This is a genomic window from Affinirhizobium capsici (genome assembly GCF_977018625.1).
Window position 1 is genome coordinate 374,197 of sequence record NZ_CDRNXD010000004.1, and the last position, 17,081, is coordinate 391,277.

14 protein-coding genes and 1 tRNA gene are annotated in these 17,081 nt (G+C 56.0%); 8 read left to right on the forward strand and 7 right to left on the reverse strand.

All coding sequences use genetic code 11. The features are described 5' to 3' along the window. Window positions 1–168 precede the first annotated feature (168 nt). From AC0JZ1_RS05185 to AC0JZ1_RS05195, 3 genes are all read left to right on the forward strand, one after another. Window positions 169–1,347 (forward strand): phosphoserine transaminase, encoded by a 1,179-nt coding sequence (locus tag AC0JZ1_RS05185; protein ID WP_471881356.1) that lies wholly within the window; start codon window positions 169–171, stop codon window positions 1,345–1,347. A gap of 93 nt (window positions 1,348–1,440) precedes the next feature. Next, the gene (serA, locus tag AC0JZ1_RS05190; protein WP_471881357.1) at window positions 1,441–3,036 is read left to right on the forward strand and encodes a phosphoglycerate dehydrogenase; all 1,596 of its coding nucleotides are present in this window, start codon (window positions 1,441–1,443) and stop codon (window positions 3,034–3,036) included. 173 nt (window positions 3,037–3,209) lie between these two features. Further along, window positions 3,210–4,238 carry a Tim44 domain-containing protein gene (locus tag AC0JZ1_RS05195; RefSeq protein WP_471881358.1) on the forward strand — a complete coding sequence of 343 codons (1,029 nt, stop codon included), beginning with the start codon at window positions 3,210–3,212 and terminating at the stop codon, window positions 4,236–4,238. Here the strand turns inward: AC0JZ1_RS05195 and AC0JZ1_RS05200 are convergent. Beyond that, the gene (locus AC0JZ1_RS05200; protein WP_471883362.1) at window positions 4,235–4,654 is read right to left on the reverse strand and encodes a DUF1810 domain-containing protein; all 420 of its coding nucleotides are present in this window, start codon (window positions 4,652–4,654) and stop codon (window positions 4,235–4,237) included. The two genes, AC0JZ1_RS05195 and AC0JZ1_RS05200, sit on opposite strands and share 4 nt — an antisense overlap. Before the next feature lie 113 nt (window positions 4,655–4,767). Here AC0JZ1_RS05200 and AC0JZ1_RS05205 point away from each other — a divergent pair, with 113 nt between their 5' ends. The 3 genes from AC0JZ1_RS05205 to AC0JZ1_RS05215 all read left to right on the forward strand — a co-directional run bounded on the left by AC0JZ1_RS05205 (window position 4,768) and on the right by AC0JZ1_RS05215 (window position 7,460). Then, a complete protein-coding gene (locus AC0JZ1_RS05205) occupies window positions 4,768–5,895 on the forward strand; it encodes a mechanosensitive ion channel family protein (protein WP_471881359.1) in 1,128 nt (375 codons plus the stop codon). A gap of 155 nt (window positions 5,896–6,050) precedes the next feature. Then, entirely contained in the window at window positions 6,051–7,247 is a 1,197-nt protein-coding gene (mnmA, locus tag AC0JZ1_RS05210; RefSeq protein ID WP_471881360.1) for a tRNA 2-thiouridine(34) synthase MnmA, read from the forward strand. A gap of 136 nt (window positions 7,248–7,383) precedes the next feature. Continuing rightward, window positions 7,384–7,460, forward strand: a tRNA-Met gene (locus AC0JZ1_RS05215). Window positions 7,461–8,073: 613 nt separating this feature from the next. Here AC0JZ1_RS05215 and AC0JZ1_RS05220 read toward each other — a convergent pair. Next, on the reverse strand, window positions 8,074–10,383 hold the full coding sequence (locus AC0JZ1_RS05220) for a hypothetical protein (RefSeq protein WP_471881361.1): 2,310 nt from the start codon (window positions 10,381–10,383) through the stop codon (window positions 8,074–8,076). 82 nt (window positions 10,384–10,465) lie between these two features. Between AC0JZ1_RS05220 and AC0JZ1_RS05225 the strand changes: the two genes are divergently transcribed. After that, window positions 10,466–10,753 (forward strand): hypothetical protein, encoded by a 288-nt coding sequence (locus tag AC0JZ1_RS05225; protein WP_471881362.1) that lies wholly within the window; start codon window positions 10,466–10,468, stop codon window positions 10,751–10,753. 711 nt (window positions 10,754–11,464) lie between these two features. On the opposite strand, the gene AC0JZ1_RS05230 is transcribed toward AC0JZ1_RS05225, so the two are convergent. Continuing rightward, complete coding sequence (locus AC0JZ1_RS05230; protein ID WP_471881363.1) at window positions 11,465–11,686, reverse strand: helix-turn-helix domain-containing protein; 222 nt, start codon at window positions 11,684–11,686, stop codon at window positions 11,465–11,467. A 358-nt stretch (window positions 11,687–12,044) separates the two neighbouring features. Between AC0JZ1_RS05230 and AC0JZ1_RS05235 the strand changes: the two genes are divergently transcribed. Continuing rightward, window positions 12,045–12,875 carry a universal stress protein gene (locus AC0JZ1_RS05235; RefSeq protein WP_471881364.1) on the forward strand — a complete coding sequence of 277 codons (831 nt, stop codon included), beginning with the start codon at window positions 12,045–12,047 and terminating at the stop codon, window positions 12,873–12,875. A 138-nt stretch (window positions 12,876–13,013) separates the two neighbouring features. Here the strand turns inward: AC0JZ1_RS05235 and AC0JZ1_RS05240 are convergent, their stop codons facing one another. From AC0JZ1_RS05240 to AC0JZ1_RS05255, 4 genes are all read right to left on the reverse strand, one after another. Continuing rightward, complete coding sequence (locus tag AC0JZ1_RS05240; protein ID WP_471881365.1) at window positions 13,014–13,757, reverse strand: aspartate/glutamate racemase family protein; 744 nt, start codon at window positions 13,755–13,757, stop codon at window positions 13,014–13,016. Continuing rightward, window positions 13,757–14,575, reverse strand: coding sequence for an ABC transporter permease (locus tag AC0JZ1_RS05245; protein WP_471881366.1), 819 nt, complete (start codon window positions 14,573–14,575; stop codon window positions 13,757–13,759). Before AC0JZ1_RS05245 ends, AC0JZ1_RS05240 begins: the two co-directional genes overlap by 1 nt. A gap of 1 nt (window position 14,576) precedes the next feature. Further along, window positions 14,577–15,482 carry an ABC transporter permease gene (locus tag AC0JZ1_RS05250; protein WP_471881367.1) on the reverse strand — a complete coding sequence of 302 codons (906 nt, stop codon included), beginning with the start codon at window positions 15,480–15,482 and terminating at the stop codon, window positions 14,577–14,579. Between the two features lie 280 nt (window positions 15,483–15,762). Next, window positions 15,763–17,052, reverse strand: coding sequence for an ABC transporter substrate-binding protein (locus tag AC0JZ1_RS05255; RefSeq protein WP_471881368.1), 1,290 nt, complete (start codon window positions 17,050–17,052; stop codon window positions 15,763–15,765). Window positions 17,053–17,081 lie beyond the last annotated feature (29 nt).

A 17,081-nucleotide genomic window follows, 5' to 3' on the forward strand; every position in this document is an offset into this window, starting at 1 on the left:
CATAAAACAAGGCGGCGAGATACTTGTTGATTCAGGTCAAGTTTTACAAGCGCCATGTGATTTTCTGAATATTCGACCGCTGCCTTGACGAGAGCGGCTCATTCCACTAGAAGCGACGGCGGGACACCTCTCCCCAACGAGAGGCTTTCTATCTGGAAGGATAGCCATATGGCGGATCTCGCGAAGCCGGACGTACGTCCGAATAATACCCATTTCTCTTCTGGCCCTTGCTCGAAGCGCCCCGGTTGGTCGCTCGAAGCGCTTTCTGATGCCCCGCTCGGTCGTTCGCACCGCGCCAAAGTGGGCAAGGCTAAGCTGAAGCAGGCCATTGATCTTACCCGTGAAATTCTGAACGTGCCTGCGGATTACCGCATCGGCATCGTGCCTGCATCCGATACCGGTGCTGTCGAAATGGCCATGTGGTCGTTGCTTGGCGAGCGTGGTGTGGACATGGTTGCTTGGGAAAGCTTCGGCGCTGGCTGGGTGACGGATGTCGTCAAGCAGTTGAAGCTCAAGGATGTTCGCAAGTTCGAGGCTGATTACGGCCTGCTTCCGAACCTCGCCGAGGTCGATTTCGATCGTGATGTCGTCTTCACCTGGAACGGCACGACATCTGGTGTTCGCGTGCCGAATGCAGATTTCATCCCGGCTGACCGCAAAGGCCTGACCATTTGCGACGCCACTTCGGCTGCCTTTGCCCAGAACATGAACTTCTCCAAGCTCGACGTTGTCACTTTCTCCTGGCAGAAAGTGCTAGGCGGTGAGGGCGGTCACGGCATGCTCATTCTCAGCCCCCGTGCTGTGGAGCGCCTTGAATCCTACGTTCCTGCATGGCCGCTGCCGAAAATCTTCCGCATGACAAAGGGCGGCAAGCTGATTGAAGGCATCTTCACCGGCGAAACCATCAATACTCCCTCAATGCTTTGCGTTGAAGATTATATCGACGCGCTGTTGTGGGCGAAGTCGCTTGGTGGTCTCGATGCCCTGGTGGCGCGGGCTGATGCCAATGCCAAGGTAATCTTCGATTTTGTTGACGCCAATGACTGGATTGCCAACCTCGCCGTTGATCCAGCCACGCGTTCCAATACTTCCGTTTGCCTCAAGATCGTTGATCCGCAGGTTGCGGCTCTTGATGCGGATGCGCAGGCTGCCTTTGCGAAGGGTATTGTTTCCCTTCTTGAAAAGGAAGATGTCGCTCTCGATATCGGTGCCTACCGCGATGCTCCTTCGGGTCTTCGCATCTGGGCCGGTGCAACGATTGAAACGGCTGACATGAAGGCTGTCATGCCGTGGCTGTCCTGGGCGTTTGAAACGCAGAAGGCAGCGCTTGCCAAGGCTGCTGCCTGATCTGGCATTCTCGGCCCTGCCGCCAAAGGCGGGGTCGTATTGACTGAACAATCATTCCCCTTTTCGCTTGAGCTCTTTTAAAGGAGGCCTCTCATGGCACCTCGCGTTCTCGTATCCGACGAACTGTCTGAAACCGCCGTCCAGATCTTCCGCGATCGCGGCGTTGAAGTGGATTTCCAGCCAAAGCTTGGCAAGGACAAGGATAAGCTTGCTGAAGTTATCGGCAATTATGATGGTCTTGCCATCCGTTCCGCCACGAAGGCAACGGAGAAGCTGATTGCCGCTGCCACCAATCTGAAGGTGATTGGCCGCGCGGGGATCGGCGTCGATAACGTCGATATTCCGGCTGCCTCCAAGCGCGGTATCATCGTGATGAACACGCCTTTCGGCAACTCCATCACGACTGCTGAACATGCAATCGCGCTTATGTTTGCTGTTGCCCGCCAGATCCCCGCTGCCGACGTTTCCACGCAAGCTGGCAAGTGGGAAAAATCGAAGTTCATGGGTGTTGAGATTACCGGAAAGACGCTTGGCGTCATTGGCGCCGGCAATATCGGCTCCATCGTCTGCTCACGTGCCATCGGCCTGAAGATGCGCGTCTTGGCATACGACCCCTTCCTCTCGGTCGAGCGTGCTCAGGAAATGGGTGTGACCAAGGTTGAGCTGGATGAGCTGCTGGCGCAGGCGGATTTCATTACGCTGCACGTGCCGATGACGGACAAAACTCGTGGCATCCTTTCCAAGGAAGCTCTGGCAAAAACCAAGCCGGGCGTTCGCATCGTCAACTGCGCCCGTGGCGGCCTCGTGGATGAGGCAGCGCTCGCAGAAGCCATCAAGTCAGGCCATGTTGCTGGTGCTGGTTTCGATGTGTTCGAGGTTGAGCCTGCCACGGAAAGCCCGCTCTTCGGTCTACCGAACGTTGTCTGCACGCCGCATCTTGGTGCCTCCACCACGGAAGCTCAGGAAAACGTAGCACTGCAGGTTGCCGAACAGATGGCGGATTATCTGGTAAAGGGCGCCGTTTCGAACGCTATCAACATGCCGTCCATCACGGCTGAAGAAGCGCCGATCCTGAAGCCGTTCATCAAGCTCGCCGATGTGCTGGGTTCTTTTGCCGGTCAGGTTACGGAGAGCCCGATCAAGGCTATCGAAATCTTGTATGACGGCCAGACGGCTGGCATGAACACCAAGGCTTTGACATCTGCACTGCTGGCGGGCCTGATCCGCAACCAGGTGGCGGATGTGAACATGGTTTCCGCTCCGATCATGATCAAGGAAAAGGGCATTGTTCTGTCCGAGGTCAAGCGGGATAAGACAGGCGTTTATGATGGCTATATCAAGCTGACGGTTACGACTGAAAAGCAGTCCCGCTCTGTTGCCGGTACCGTCTTCTCCGATGGCAAGCCACGCTTCATCCAGATCAAGGGCATCAATATGGATGCTGATGTGGGTGCCGACATGATCTACATCTCCAACACGGATGTTCCAGGCATGATCGGCTTTGTGGGTACCACGCTCGGTAATGCCGGTGTCAACATTGCGAACTTCCAGCTGGGCCGTGAAAAGGAAGGCGGCGATGCTATCGCGCTTCTTTATGTTGATGGCACCGTAGACAAGGCCGTGCTGGACCAGCTGACTGCCAATGCTGCCATCAAGCAGGCAAAGCCGCTGACGTTCAACGTCGACTGATAAAACCACATCTCAACTGTCAAAGCCCGGTAGATCGGTATCTGCCGGGCTTTTCATCGCGCACTTTTGATCAAAAGCACGTCAGAACGAGCGACTGCCACTAAAACTGAGATCACACACTCTCTATATGTAACTCCGACGCCCGCACAGGACGGGCATGTGAGGAGAGAGAAATGTTTTCAAAGCTTCGGCGCTTCAAGCACGTCGCATCGGTGATGGCCATCGGTCTGGTCGTGTCTCTTGCTGCCGTTGACTTCGCTGAGGCCCGCCGTGCTGGTTCCAGCGGCTTCGGCAGCCGTGGCACGCGCACCTATTCTGCGCCGCCTTCCACCAATACCGCGCCCGGTACATCTGCACCTATTCAGCGTTCGATGACGCCGAACACACAGCAGAACAACGCAACAAACCCCGGAATGGCAGCGGGCCAGCAGGCAGCTGGGCAGCAGGCACGACGTGGGCTGTTTGGTGGCTTTGGAGGCGGCATCCTGGGTGGCCTGTTCCTCGGTGGTCTTTTCGGCATGATGATGGGTAATGGCTTTGGCGGCATGGCCGGTATGCTTGGCATGTTGTTCCAAATGCTGCTCATTGGCGGTTTGATCTTCTTCCTGATGCGCATGTTTGCACGTCGCTCGCAGCCAGCTTCTGGCCCGAGTGCTGGTAATGCAGGCCGCTACGCCTATGATGCGCCAAATGCGCAGGGCTCCGGTTTCAAGATCCCTCAAATGGGCGCGGGTGCAACGGCGGCGGCAAGTGCTGCGGCGTCGCGTCCTCGTGTTGCGTCGAAGGCGACCGATGAAATCGGCATCACCAATGCTGATCTTGATCGCTTCGAGGCGCTGTTGAAGGATGTACAGACCGCTTACGGCGCGGAAGATTATGCCAAGCTTCGCGCTCTCGCCACGCCTGAGGCCATGTCTTACCTTGCTGAGGAGCTGGGTGAAAACGCAACACAAGGTGTTCGCAACGACGTCACGGATGTTCAGCTCTTGCAGGGCGATTTGGCTGAATCCTGGCGTGAAAACGGTCAGGAATTCGCAACCGTCGCGCTGCGTTATCAGAGCGTTGATGTCATGCGTAACCGCAACACAGGCGCGGTCGCTCACGGCGATCCTTCCACCCCGACGGAATCGACCGAAATCTGGACCTTCGTTCGCAAACCGGGTGAAGATTGGAAGCTTTCGGCCATTCAGGGCACGGATTAAGCCTTCAGCAGATCAAGGGTCGCTTGATCCGGTTCTGCATCGAAAAACACATCAAGGGCTCGCTCGAAAGGCGAGCCCTTTTCGCTGACCGCTGCGAAGAGCGTCATAGATGATCGAAATTTAAGATCGTCTGGTGAGCCGAGGATGGCATAGGCACTCTGTGAGGAATGGGTGAGCATAGCCCCTGTTGTTTCCAGCAAACGCGCACCCAAGACCGGATGGTCGAGATAGGTACGAGCTTCAGCCTTGCCCGAAAGCGCATAGAAGCGAGCCGTCTCTGAACGCCCAAGCCCTTCAATTTGCGGGAAAATATACCACATCCAGTGACTTTGCTTTCGTCCCTGGCGCAGTTCATTTAGCGCCTGCGAATAGCTGGTAGACTGGGCTTTGACGAAGCGTTCAAGATCGAAATTCATCATGATGTCTCCTGCCGCTAAAATCGGTTTGTGAACGTGCCGTTCCAGGTGCCTCACAGTTTTGTTAGCTGTTTTATCTTTTTTCTCCCGCACTGCACACTAAGTGCTGGCTCATGGAACAGCGACTGGAAAACACTCTGCAATTCATCATCCGGGTCACGCCGGATTGGCTGCTGAGCATGATCGTGCTGATAGCCGCCATCTTTGTGGCCTACTGCATCCACCGTATTGTCTTTCGCTTTTTGACCCGTATCGTGGCGAAGAGGGATCTGTTCTGGCGGTCGCTCGTTTCGCGCAACCGTCGGCCATTACGGCTTGCCATCGTCGTTTGGGTGTTATCGCCTGCGGTCACGATTGCGCCGCTGACGGACCCGCAGGCTGATTTCATTCGGCAGATATTGCTTCTGGCTTTCATCGCTCTTGTGGGATGGGTGGCTAGAACAGCGCTGCATATCTGGATGACGGTTTATCTGCGCCGCTTCAAACTGGACGCGGAAGATAATCTGCTGGCCCGAAAGCACGTCACTCAATCCCGCATCCTGGAGCGGGTCGCGGCAACATTGATCGTGGCTGTTAGCCTTTCTGCAGCCTTGATGACTTTTCCGGCGGTGCGCCAGTATGGCGTCTCATTGATGGCATCAGCCGGTGTCGCCGGTATTGTGCTGGGTCTTGCACTACAGCCGGTATTGAAGAACCTATTTGCCGGCATCCAGCTTGCCATCACGCAGCCCATCCGCATCGATGATGCGCTGATCGTGGAAGGCGAGTGGGGCAAGGTGGAAGAGATCACCTCCACTTATGTGGTCGTGAAGCTCTGGGATTGGCGACGTCTCATCCTGCCGCTCGGCTATTTTATCGAGAAGCCGTTTCAGAACTGGACGCGGGAAGGGGCGGCACTCATTGGTACCGTCATGATTTATCTCGATTACACAGTGCCAGTGGCCGATATCCGCCGAAAGGTAGAGGAAATCGCCGCCAACTCGCCGCTGTGGGATCGTCAGGTGGTGAATGTTGCCGTTACGGATTTTCGTGAGAACGTGGTTGAAATCCGCATTCTCGTTTCCGCATCGGATGGCGGAAGAACATTCGATCTCAGATGCGAGGTACGCGAGAAGCTGATGGAGTATATCCAACGTCGCTATCCCGATGCTCTTCCCAAGGTCCGGGCGCAAGGTATGGAGTCAAATACGTCGAATGCAGCGGTCGCGGCTAATGGCGTCACGCGCGTCATGCAATCCTGATCTGGCTGCGTTTCTTCGCACGCGCTTGCGTTTGCACCCCTTCCTTTCTATATCAGCACAAACATGCATGGTGGCGGACGATCCCGCCGCCCTTTGCCGGACTTGGACGCCACTGGCACGGATGGCGCTTCCCGAACCAAATCGAGAGAGTTCCTGTGAATACGCTGGATTTTAACAAGAAGCCGGAGGATACGCGCGTCGTCGTGGCGATGTCCGGTGGCGTGGATTCCTCCGTGGTGGCAGGGCTGCTCAAACGCCAGGGCTATGATGTCCTTGGCATCACGCTCCAGCTTTATGATCACGGCGCCGCCGTCCATCGCGCCGGTTCCTGCTGCGCCGGTCAGGATATCGATGATGCACGCCGTGTGTCGGAAACGCTCGGCATTCCGCATTACGTGCTTGATTACGAAAAGCGTTTTCGGGAAACGGTCATCAACCCGTTTGCGGAAGCCTACGCCATGGGCGAGACACCTATCCCTTGCGTTGCCTGCAACCAGACCGTCAAGTTCGCCGATCTTCTGGCGACCGCCAAGGAATTGGGCGCAGACGCGCTGGCAACCGGCCATTACATTCGCTCACGTGCCAATCCGACGCCTGATGCGCCACAGCGCCGGGCGCTCTATCGGCCCATTGATAGTGATCGCGACCAGAGCTGGTTCCTCTTTGCTACAACGCAGGAGCAGATTGATTACCTGCGCTTCCCGCTGGGTGGCATGTCCAAGGCTGAGGTTAGGGCGCTGGCGGAGGAGATGGGGCTGGTTGTCGCCAAAAAGGCTGATAGCCAGGACATCTGTTTTGTACCACAAGGCAAATATGCCGACATCATCAACAAGGTGAAGCCGAATGCGGCGCTCGCGGGTGACATCGTGCATATGGATGGCCGTGTGCTTGGTCGCCACGAAGGCATCGTTCATTACACGATTGGGCAGCGAAAGGGCCTGGGCGTCGCCACTGGCGAGCCGCTTTATGTGGTCTATCTCGATGCGCGTGGCCGCCGTGTGATCGTGGGTCCGCGGGAGGCGCTCGATACGCACCGCGTCTATCTGCGCGACATGAACTGGATTGGTGATTCCACGCTTGAAGCGGATGCGGCCAGTGGCTTCTCCTGTTTTGCCAAGGTGCGTTCCACCCGTCCGCCGACACCGGCCACGCTGCATGTGGATGAGCGCGGAATCTATGTTGACCTCGCAATGGGTGAGGCGGGTGTTGCGCCCGGTCAGGCTTGCGTTCTCTATTCGGCGGAAGGCCCAGATGCCCGTGTTTGGGGCGGTGGTTTCATTGAGCGCTCTGAACGATCCGCTAACGCTGAAGCTTCGCTGAAGGCGTTGCTGGAAGCCCCGCAGGCCGCGTGACTTGCATGCTCCACAGGTGCTTGCAAGCTCTGTTCCTTTTTGTGTGACACGCGCTTGACACTGCCGGGAGCATCCCTTTATAAGCCCGTCATCGCGTCGGGCGGTTCTTCGGAACGGTCTATTAAATCGCGGTCGTGGCGGGGTAGCTCAGGTGGTTAGAGCGTGGGATTCATAACCCCAAGGTCGGCGGTTCAAGTCCGCCCCCCGCTACCATTTTTCCTCATATACACTTCGTGGAATGCCGATGTTTAAGCGTCAGGGCAAATTCCCTGCCTGACGCGCAATAGGCAGGATCATTTCCATGAAGCCGTGACGGGAAGCTCTTGAACAGTCGGCCTCAACTATCCGTACTACGCTGCTGTACGAGGTCCATGGCGAACACACCTTTGCCGAACGCTATTGGCAATACGATATTCGCCTTGCAACCGATCCGTACCCCTGTCGACGTTTAAATATAGGGTCTGGCACCCGGCATCAAAACGTCCGCAGGTTGCTCACCCCAGGCAGCACCATTTCGCTTTTGCCAGAGCGGATATCGCTATGTGTTGCAGGTCAGGCAACCCGGGCGCAGCAAGATCCAGTATTTTGCCGAATGGCTGCGGACTGCTATTGAGGCTGCCCCAACATCACCGTGAGCGGTTCAAGTCTTCGAACACTCCGCATCGAGTGGAAGTCGCAATCGCCCCGGCCCTACAGTGAGAGCCGGGGCGTCTGCCGTATTGCTGCCAGAGTGTGAAGCCGGACGGACCCCTGTCCGGAAGGCCTCATTTTCAGATCATGATACGCTGGCGGGTTCCCCTTCCGGTCAGCGCATCATGTCCTCCACTCAGGCGGTTGCGGCAGTGTCCTGCCAGCTAGGCTTTCCGGTAAAGCCGGGAGGTGCATTGAGATCGGTTGCCGGGTTCACATTGCTAAAGCCAAGCCGCGGATCAATCCCAAGCTGCGCGAAGTCCAAGCCTCGTGTTGCCTGCCTGTCGGAAAGCATTGCAACGTAGGGATTGCTGGAGATCACGATATTGCCGTACTGCTTCAGGTTGTTGAACGACTGTGGCGGATTGTTTGCCATGCTGGTGATCTGGCCACGGTCATTATAGGCATATGGCGTTCCGTTGACAGAGAAGTCCTCCTGACGCTGTGTCACAGAGATCGGCATGTTCTTCTGGTCCGGGTTTGCAGCGCGATAGGCCTTCAGGACATCGTCCATGGTGTTGTTGTTGCCCGTGCGGGAAACTTCGGCCATGGATACATTACCAAGCTTATTGAAGCCGGATAGCCATTCTGCGCCCTGATTTGGCGTCACCTTGAAGCCGTTCTGGGACAAATCCTTGAGATTGTTCAGAACGGGAATGATGTTCAGGCGTGCCGATGGATCTTTGCCGGCAGCCTCATTGGCGGCAGTCAACTGCTTCAGGATATCGGAATTGGCATCTTTGCCCAAGGAAGGTAGCATTTCCGAATTGATCTTGATGCCAAAGCTGCCGCGGATATCAGCGTTTTCCGGCTTCGACAGCATATTGATGATGTTGAGCGCAGAGCTTTTGTCGTTCGGATTAAGGATGATGTTGGTCGCCTCATTGCCATTCTTGGCCATGTTGGCGCGCACGTAGTCAAGGGTCTGCTGGAAGGATTCCGGCTTCTGCGCGCCGCCCGCCAAGCCATAGGCCGGTGTGCGTTCGCCGGTCACCGGGTTCAGGTTGCTCATTGACATCTTGGAGAGCTGGTCGCTCGTCAAAGAGGATAGTTCGCGGTTTTGTGGGTCCCCGGTTTGAGGCCCAACAGTTTTGCCATCCCAAAGGTAGGCTTGGCCGTCCTTCGTGGAGCCAACGTTCAACTGCACGCCCTGGAAATTGTTCTGGCGTGCAAAATCCACGGCTGCCAGAGAGTTACCCTGAATACCCTTGGACGGATCGGCAAGACCGCCTTGAGCGATGTATTGCGTGCGGCCTGGGTCAAAGCCGTTTTTCTGGGCTTCCTTCGGGTTGAAAAGATGCTCTCCGTAGCCGCCTGCTTCAGCGCGTTGCGAGAGCGCTTGCGTAGCCTTTTCGCCAATGCCGCCATTGGTTGGCCAGGACGATGTGTTGCCGTGTGCCTGCCAGTTCTTGATGGCATTGTTGGAAGCACGATCAACTTCGGGGCCAGCAGCAGCATTCTGGTGGCCGCTGACTGGACCGCTTGGTTTGCCACTCTGGATTGGGCTTGGATGACCCGTTTGGTTACCTCTGCCAGCAGGACTTCCTGTACCCACATTTGGGTAGCCCGGACCCTGTGTTGCTGATTTGGTCGGCTGTGAGCCAGCAGATGCTGCAGAGCCCGGCTTCGCCGCTGTTGCCGTCTTGCCATCGGCAAGGTTGGATGGTGCCTGAGCCGTCTGCGGAGCTTTCGAACCCGATTGAGGCTGATTGCCAGAGGGACCATGCTGGCCATGAGGGCTTTGAGCCTTCACAGATGCAGATTTCGTGCCCGCAGGTGCATTTGCGCTCGCGCCGCCAGCGGAAGCTGCCGAACCACCGTTTTTTCCCGCAGGTGCCGTTTGCCCGCCTGATTGAGGGTGGCCTGCGCTACCTTTATTTGGCTGCTGCATTCCGCCCGTCGAGGCCGCGGCAGAGCTTGCTCCACCTGCACCGTTTGCTGCGGCAGAACTCGCGCTTGCGCCACCGGCGCTCGCTGCTGCAGCTGCACTCGCCCCTCCTGCGCTAGCCGCTGCTGCGGAACTTGCACTTGAGCCTCCTGCGCTGGCTGCTGCGGCTGCACTTGCGCCACCCTTACCTGCATTTGCGCCCGCCGAACCCTGAGCGCCGCCATGGGAGGCATGAAGATCCTTAGTTCCTTTTGGAGGCCCGCCGGCCTCAGTTCCTGCGTGTTTTCCGGCATCCTTGCCTCGGTATTGACCACCATGGAAGCCGCTGGTGTGATCTTGAGGGCGCGTGCCGTGGTGAGGAGCCTTATCTCCCCGATCCGGGCCGCCATGATGCGGTCCCTCATGTCTGCCTTCTGCGTGAGAAGCCTGTCGTCCGCCTTCCAGACCGCGTCCATGGGCGTTGCCGTTCTGGTGGCCAAGTGTGCCGTGCTCTCCGCCATGGCTTCGCGACTGGATGCCCGAATGACCGCCCTGATTGGAAGCAGCGCCGCCGTTCATGTTGGCGTGGAATGAAAAACCTGGTTTGGGGTTTGCCGTTTGCGTCCGCGGATCGATATGCCCTCTGCCTGGCTGCTGATTTATGTTGAAGGATACGCTAGAGCGAAACTGGGAATTGCTTGGCGCGGTTGCTGAACGCGAAGAGGCGCCAGCATTGCCAAAATTTGGCGATACTTTACCACTGTTTGCAGCACCGCTTCCAGACGACGCGCTGCTGCTGCTAGACGACGAACCGCTGCTTGCCGCACTGCTGCTGCTAGACGATGAGCGACCGCCTGCCGCGCTGCTGCTGGAAGAGGAACTGCTGCCCGATGTGCTGCTGCTGGATGAAGAACTGCTCGTCGAATTGTTGCTGCGAAAAAGTTCGTAATTATTACTGCTTGCGCTATCGCTTCCTGCACGCATGTCCCACTCCTAGTTTAATGAAGGTTACTGAAAACAATTCCCGCTAATAAAGCTAACGCTAAGCTTAATTATTATTGTTTTCTTTATAAGCTTTGTTTTCGTTAACTATGATTTTACTATATGCGGGTTTTTACGTGAATCAACGTCAAATTTTAATCGATCATAATCCTGGACTAATCATTCTCTAGATTCTATGTTTTTGAGTTGTTCATTATTGCTCTTAACTATGTATATGTTGCCTGATATATGTCTTTTAATTAGAAAGACGCATATATTATTTTGACGCTATCAGAATTATTCTGTTTTGATATGCAACATTACACGTAAATTGTGTTCAATAATGAATGCTCGGTCGTTCCGAAACAGGGGGATGCGGTGAAAGCCCGAAAGTTTCTGATGGAATTATTGAGGAACAACCATGGATAAGCCATGTCGCACATCGGCAGTGCTTGCCAGTGCGCTGGCCGGATTCTTCATGGGGTTTTTCACCAAGAGAATTTGCGGGTGAAATCTAATAATCGGACATGCCCTATCTGGTTATTGCGCAGGACAGCGAAAATTTCTGTTGCTGGATGCTTGTAAGATCTGCCGCCGCCGGGGATCGGACCCGCAAATGGGCATGAATTGAATATGCTCAGGAGAAGGAGCCGGGCAACCGAAGCTGCCCGGCAAATGCTCAAATAACAAGATGATTGAGTTGGAGCGATGAGGCCACTCGCTTCAAGCGGGCTGGATCCTGGTCTTTTCCATTTTCCAAGGCTTCAAGTTCGCTCACGGTGAGACCAGAGGCAATGGCCAGATCTTCAAAGCTGTATCCAGCTGCACGGCGAGCTTCCGCAAGCGCTTGCGCCAGAGAGATAGAGTCCTGATGATCGATATTATTTTGAGAGATTGTCATGGAATACTCCTTTGGTATGCCGACCTTGGTCGGAAATTTCGGGCATGAGCCTAAAGGATGCTGCGAACCCCCAAATCCAAATTTCTTCGCAGCGCAGCATTACTAGCCGTTCTTGATCATATGTTCAACAAGATCACGCTTGATTTCGACATGATCCAGAGCGTGAGCTTTGCGCTAGAAAGCCTGGCGCTCACTTTTGGTTCCCTCCAACCTGTGATGGCGGGGCGTTTCGTTTCACGCTTCCTGGTCCGAAGTTGAGGAAGATCAAAACGGTCTCTTAGGATTTTCGCTAGCTTACACGCATCAGGTGCTGCGCAAGAAAAGCGTGGCCCGCCTTAAGCGAGGAGGAGTAACAGCGATGTCATTTAAAACGATGCTGGCGGTTATTGGCAACCGGGAGCAGGAGGCCGATCTTGGTCGAGCCATCGATATGGCGGCGCAGATGGATGCGCACCTTTCTGTGCTGGTCATGGATATAGCCGTTACTCCAACCCTTGCGGATTATCCGGTCGATGTGAGCTGGCTCGATCTGCGCATCGGCGATATGGATGATCTGCATAAGGCGGCTGACAAAGCCGAGGCCGCCTGTAAAGTGGCGCAAATCTCTTTCGATGTTGAACGTTTTTATACGGAGCGGCCCTTCGTTGCGGAGATCGTTTACCGTCGCGCCCTTTATGCCGATCTGGTTATTGTCGGTCAGCGCACCCGCGCCAACTCCCCGCTGCTGGGCGCGGTTATTGATGGAGCTATTTTTGATGCTCAACGCCCGCTGCTGCTTCTGCCTGCTACCGGTTCCTCCAGTATGCAGGTGAGAAAAGTTCTGCTGGCTTGGAATTCAAGGCCTGAATCTGGTCGTGCAGCACGCGAAGCCCTCGGCATTTTACGTCATGCCGATGAAGTGCACCTGACCATGGTTGACCCCAATACATCCTACCTTGCCAGCGGCGGCGAACCGGGGGCAGACATGGCGACATATCTTGCACGCCACGGCATCACTGTCGTTGTTGATCAATTGCCGGGTGGGGGACGCCCGGTTCAGGAAATTCTCAAGGATCACGCTCTCCAGATCGGGGCCGATTTAATCGTCATGGGGGCCTATGGCCATTCCCGTCTGCGAGAGCGTGTGTTTGGCGGGGTAACCCAAGCTCTTGTCGAAGATGCGCCTTTGCCGGTGTTCATTGCTCGTTGAAGGCGGGATGAGGGAGCGGAACCTGCCTTGCGCCCAACTTCCCCGTGGTTGAGGGCAGGGCTGTTATCCGGTTACACCCCGGCGAGGCGTCCTTCTAGGCGGAGAAGGGCGCCTCAATCATTTCCAGCCTCTCTGCCGTCAGATGCCCATCGCTTCCGGTGCAAATCCTGAAAGCGCACCTGCATAGGGCTTTGTCACAGGTCTGGCATAGGCTCCCGCTTTGGATGTGGAGAGGCCGAGGGAAATCAAGCCTTCCGCCTGTTTTACCGCAGCTGCCACGCCATCAATGACAGGAACACCGAATTTCCGGCAAAGATCAGCGGCGAGGTCCGCCATGCCCGCGCAACCGAGAACGATGGCTTCAGCGCGATCTTCTTTCAATGCCAACTCAATCTGATAGCACAATTTCTCACGCGCATTGGAATAGGGATCTTCCAGCGAAAGAACTGGTATATCAGCTGCGCGCACATGCACGCGCTCCGCCATGCCGTAGCGTCGAACGAGATGTTCGAGAGGTTGCCGCGAGCGCTCCATGGTCGTGACGATGGTTATCTTCTGGGCGATGAAGGAGGCGCTGGCAAGCGCTGCCTCGCAGATGCCAAGAACAGGGATGTTTGCCATGGCACGGGCGGCATCCAGTCCCGTATCGTCAAAGCAGGCAATGATCGCGGCCTGTGCGCCGGCCCTTTCACCCTTTGCTATCTCCAGCAGCAGGCCGGGAACAGCGAATGCCTCATCATAATAGCCTTCAATGGAAACCGGCCCCATGGAAGAGGTAGCGGGAACAATCTCGGTGCCGAACGCGGTAACCAGCCGCGCGGCATGGGCGGCCGTTTCCGTCATGCTGACCGTCGTATTCGGATTAACAAGCAGGATCTTCATCAGTTGCTCATCCGGCGGCGGTTGAGGGTGACGATCAAGCCCAGGGTTCCTGCAATCACAAGGAAAGAGAAGAGGGTGGTGACGGTGCCGAGCGCATAGAGCACGGGCGTCGTGACGTTTGTGGTCATGCCGTAAATTTCCAGCGGCAGCGTGTTGTAGGTGCCTGCCGTCATCAGTGTGCGGGCAAATTCATCGTAGGACAGCGTGAAGCCGAACAGACCAACACCGATCAAGGAGGGTGCAATCATGGGCAAGACCACAAAGCGGAATGTCTGCCAGGAGGTGGCACCCAGATCGCGTGCGGCCTCCTCATAAGCGGGAGAGAAACGGTTGAACACGGCAAACATGATCAGCACGCCAAAGGGTAGCGTCCAGGTGAGGTGCGCACCGAAGGCAGAGGAAAACCAGGCAGGCTGAATGCCAACCTGCTGAAACATGACGCCGATGCCGAGCGAAATGATGATGGAAGGCACGACAAGGCTGGCAATCGAGAGATAGAAAAGGACGGTAGCCCCGATGAATTTGTGCCGAAAAGCCAGTCCAGCCATTAGCGAGACCAGCACGGTGACGATCATAACCATCAGCCCCAACATCGCGGAACGACGGAAGGATCCGCCGAAATCTCCCACCGCTTGCGTTTCCAGAAGGTTGGCAAACCAGTGAAAGGATATGCCGTTCAGCGGAAAGGTAAGGCCGCCATTCGGTCCCTGAAAGGAGAGAATGACGATGGCTGAAAGCGGGCCATAGAGAAAGAGAACGAAGATGCAGAAGAAGAAGGCAAGGATATAAAATTCGCGAGAACGCTTATCGGCATACATTTCAAAGCTCCTTGCGAATATCGACGATACGCAGAATGCCTGCCACCATGGCAAGAACGAGAACCAGCAGAATGACGGCATTGGCGGCCGCCGCCGGATATTGCAGCAGCGACATCTGGTTCTTCATCATCAGCGCAACAGAGGCGCTTTGACCGCCGGACATGACCTGCACGGTTGAAAAATCGGCCATGACAAGCGTGACAACAAAAATCGTGCCGATTGCCATGCCGGGTTTGGCCAGCGGAATGATGACGTTGGTGAGAACCTGCCAGCTGGAAGCACCTGCATCGCGCGCAGCTTCCACCAGCGATTTATCGATACGCATCAGTGTGTTGAAGATGGGCGTCACCATGAACAGCGTGTAGAGATGCACCATGGCCAGCACCACGGCAAAATCCGAATAGAGCAGCCATTCAACGGGTTCAGGAACGATTCCTGCCTTTATGAGCGCTGAATTCACGAGCCCGTTCCGACCCAGAACCGGAATCCAGGAAATCATGCGGATGATGTTGGAGGTGAGGAAAGGGACTGTGCAGACCAGAAACAGCACCATTTGCATGGCGGTGCTGCGGATATGGAACGCCAGGAAATAGGCAACCCAGAAGCCGATGAAGAGGGTGATGACCCAAACCATGGCCGCGTATTTCAGCGTGTTGAGATAGGTTTTCCAGGTCACCCAGGAGCCCAGCGTTTCCGCGTAGTTCATGGTCAGGAGATCGGGATACATCTGGGCGAAATCATAATCCCAGAAGCTGACGACGAAGATCATCAGAAGTGGCAGTGCCAGAAAAACGCCGAGGATCAGCGTTAGCGGTGTTGCCTGCAAATAGGCGACAAGCTTCGGTGGAATGCTGATGTTGCGCTTTGGCTTCGGATCACCGACACCTATAAAACGGACTGTTGCCATGGAGAGGCCATCCTTTCCGCGATCAAAACTATGGCAGGAACTGTTGGTGGGCTTGGCCTCACCCCCGCTGTCCTGCCGGACATCTCCCCCTCAAGGGGGGAGATCGACTTGTGCAACCGCGTTTATCCTCAACTGACCTTGAACAGGGAGCGCGTTGACTAAGCGTGGCGAATGGGTGGATAACCGTTCTGCCGATCTCCCCCCTTGAGGGGGAGATGCCTGGCAAGGCAAAGGGGGTAAACGCCCACGCCTGCCTACCCACAACAGAGGGCTGACCCGCTTAAGCCGCGATGAACTCGTTCCAGCGGCGAACCATATAGCGGTCCTCGTCCATGACGGAGTTCCAGCAGGCGACCTTGCCCATGCGATCTTCGAACGAACCGCCGTCACGCACGGAGCCAGCCTTTTCCATCACCTTGCCTTCCGGCGAGAGGATGTCGCCTTGCGCGGGTTTGCCATCGATCCAGTAACCCCATTCGTCGGCGGTCATGAATTTCTTCGCGGTTTCCATGCAGGCTGAGTAATAGCCTTGGCGATTGAGGTAAGCGCCGACCCAGCCGGATGTGTACCAGTTGATGTATTCATACGCGGCATCCAGCTGCGCGCCCTTGAGGTGCGAAGCCAGGCCCAAGCCGCCGCCCCAGGCGCGATAACCTTCCTTCAGGGGCTGGTATTTGCAGGCGATGCCCTTCGAGCGAACAGCGGCAACCGCAGGTGACCACATCGACTGGATGACCACTTCGCCTGAAGCCATCAGGTTTACGCTTTCATCGAAGCTCTTCCAGAAGGCGCGGAATTGACCCGATTGCTTGGTCTTGATCAGGAACTCGATCGTCTTGTCGATCTCGGCCTTGGTCATGTTGCCCTTGTCGGCGTATTTGATATCGCCTTTGGCTTCCATGATCATTGCCGCATCCATGATTCCGATCGAAGGAATGTTGAGGATCGAGGTCTTGCCTTTAAAGGCCGGGTCCAGAATATCAGCCCAGCTGTTGATCTCACGGCCAACCAGATCCGGTCGAATGCCGAGCGTATCAGCGTTATAGATGGTGGGCATCATGGTGAACCATTCGGTCTCACCCTTGGCGAAGGTCTTGGTGCCGGGCTTTTCGACATATCCGACCGTATGGGGCGCGGTGCCTTGCGCAATCACGCTATCGGCCTTCAGCTTGCCGTTCTTGAACAATGGCACGACGCTGTCGTAGTTCTTCAGCTTCTTCACATCCATCGGCTGGATGACACCTGCCGGATAGACCTTTTTCAAAATCCAGTATTCGATGTCAGCGATATCGTAGGAGTTTGGCTGCGTCACGGCGCGTTGGGCAGCGGCATCGGAGTCTGTTGCTGTCATCTCCAGCGTGATGCCGAGGTCCTTCTTGCACTGTTCGGCAACGGCATTGATGTTGGAAACGCCGGTGCCGAACTGGCGAAGCGTGATCTTGCTCTGCGCCCAAATGGTGGGAAAGCCGGTGATCGCACCGGAACCGGCAGCAAGACCGGCTGCGGCAGAGGCCGTTTTCAGCAGGGCGCGGCGGGAGATGCCTGAAGGCTTCTTAGGGGTATCAGTCATGCCATGTTCCTCTCTGTGGTTCTTGGTTT

What these genes read in the sequence shown, in the direction of transcription:
- AC0JZ1_RS05185 (WP_471881356.1), top strand. Translation starts at nt 169, where the DNA reads ATGGCGGATCTCGCGAAGCCGGACGTACGTCCGAATAATACCCATTTC.
- serA (WP_471881357.1), top strand. Translation starts at nt 1,441, where the DNA reads ATGGCACCTCGCGTTCTCGTATCCGACGAACTGTCTGAAACCGCCGTC.
- AC0JZ1_RS05195 (WP_471881358.1), top strand. Translation starts at nt 3,210, where the DNA reads ATGTTTTCAAAGCTTCGGCGCTTCAAGCACGTCGCATCGGTGATGGCC.
- AC0JZ1_RS05200 (WP_471883362.1), bottom strand. Translation starts at nt 4,654, where the DNA reads ATGAATTTCGATCTTGAACGCTTCGTCAAAGCCCAGTCTACCAGCTAT.
- AC0JZ1_RS05205 (WP_471881359.1), top strand. Translation starts at nt 4,768, where the DNA reads ATGGAACAGCGACTGGAAAACACTCTGCAATTCATCATCCGGGTCACG.
- AC0JZ1_RS05220 (WP_471881361.1), bottom strand. Translation starts at nt 10,383, where the DNA reads ATGAACGGCGGCGCTGCTTCCAATCAGGGCGGTCATTCGGGCATCCAG.
- AC0JZ1_RS05225 (WP_471881362.1), top strand. Translation starts at nt 10,466, where the DNA reads ATGTTGAAGGATACGCTAGAGCGAAACTGGGAATTGCTTGGCGCGGTT.
- AC0JZ1_RS05230 (WP_471881363.1), bottom strand. Translation starts at nt 11,686, where the DNA reads ATGACAATCTCTCAAAATAATATCGATCATCAGGACTCTATCTCTCTG.
- AC0JZ1_RS05235 (WP_471881364.1), top strand. Translation starts at nt 12,045, where the DNA reads ATGTCATTTAAAACGATGCTGGCGGTTATTGGCAACCGGGAGCAGGAG.
- AC0JZ1_RS05240 (WP_471881365.1), bottom strand. Translation starts at nt 13,757, where the DNA reads ATGAAGATCCTGCTTGTTAATCCGAATACGACGGTCAGCATGACGGAA.
- AC0JZ1_RS05245 (WP_471881366.1), bottom strand. Translation starts at nt 14,575, where the DNA reads ATGTATGCCGATAAGCGTTCTCGCGAATTTTATATCCTTGCCTTCTTC.
- AC0JZ1_RS05250 (WP_471881367.1), bottom strand. Translation starts at nt 15,482, where the DNA reads ATGGCAACAGTCCGTTTTATAGGTGTCGGTGATCCGAAGCCAAAGCGC.
- AC0JZ1_RS05255 (WP_471881368.1), bottom strand. Translation starts at nt 17,052, where the DNA reads ATGACTGATACCCCTAAGAAGCCTTCAGGCATCTCCCGCCGCGCCCTG.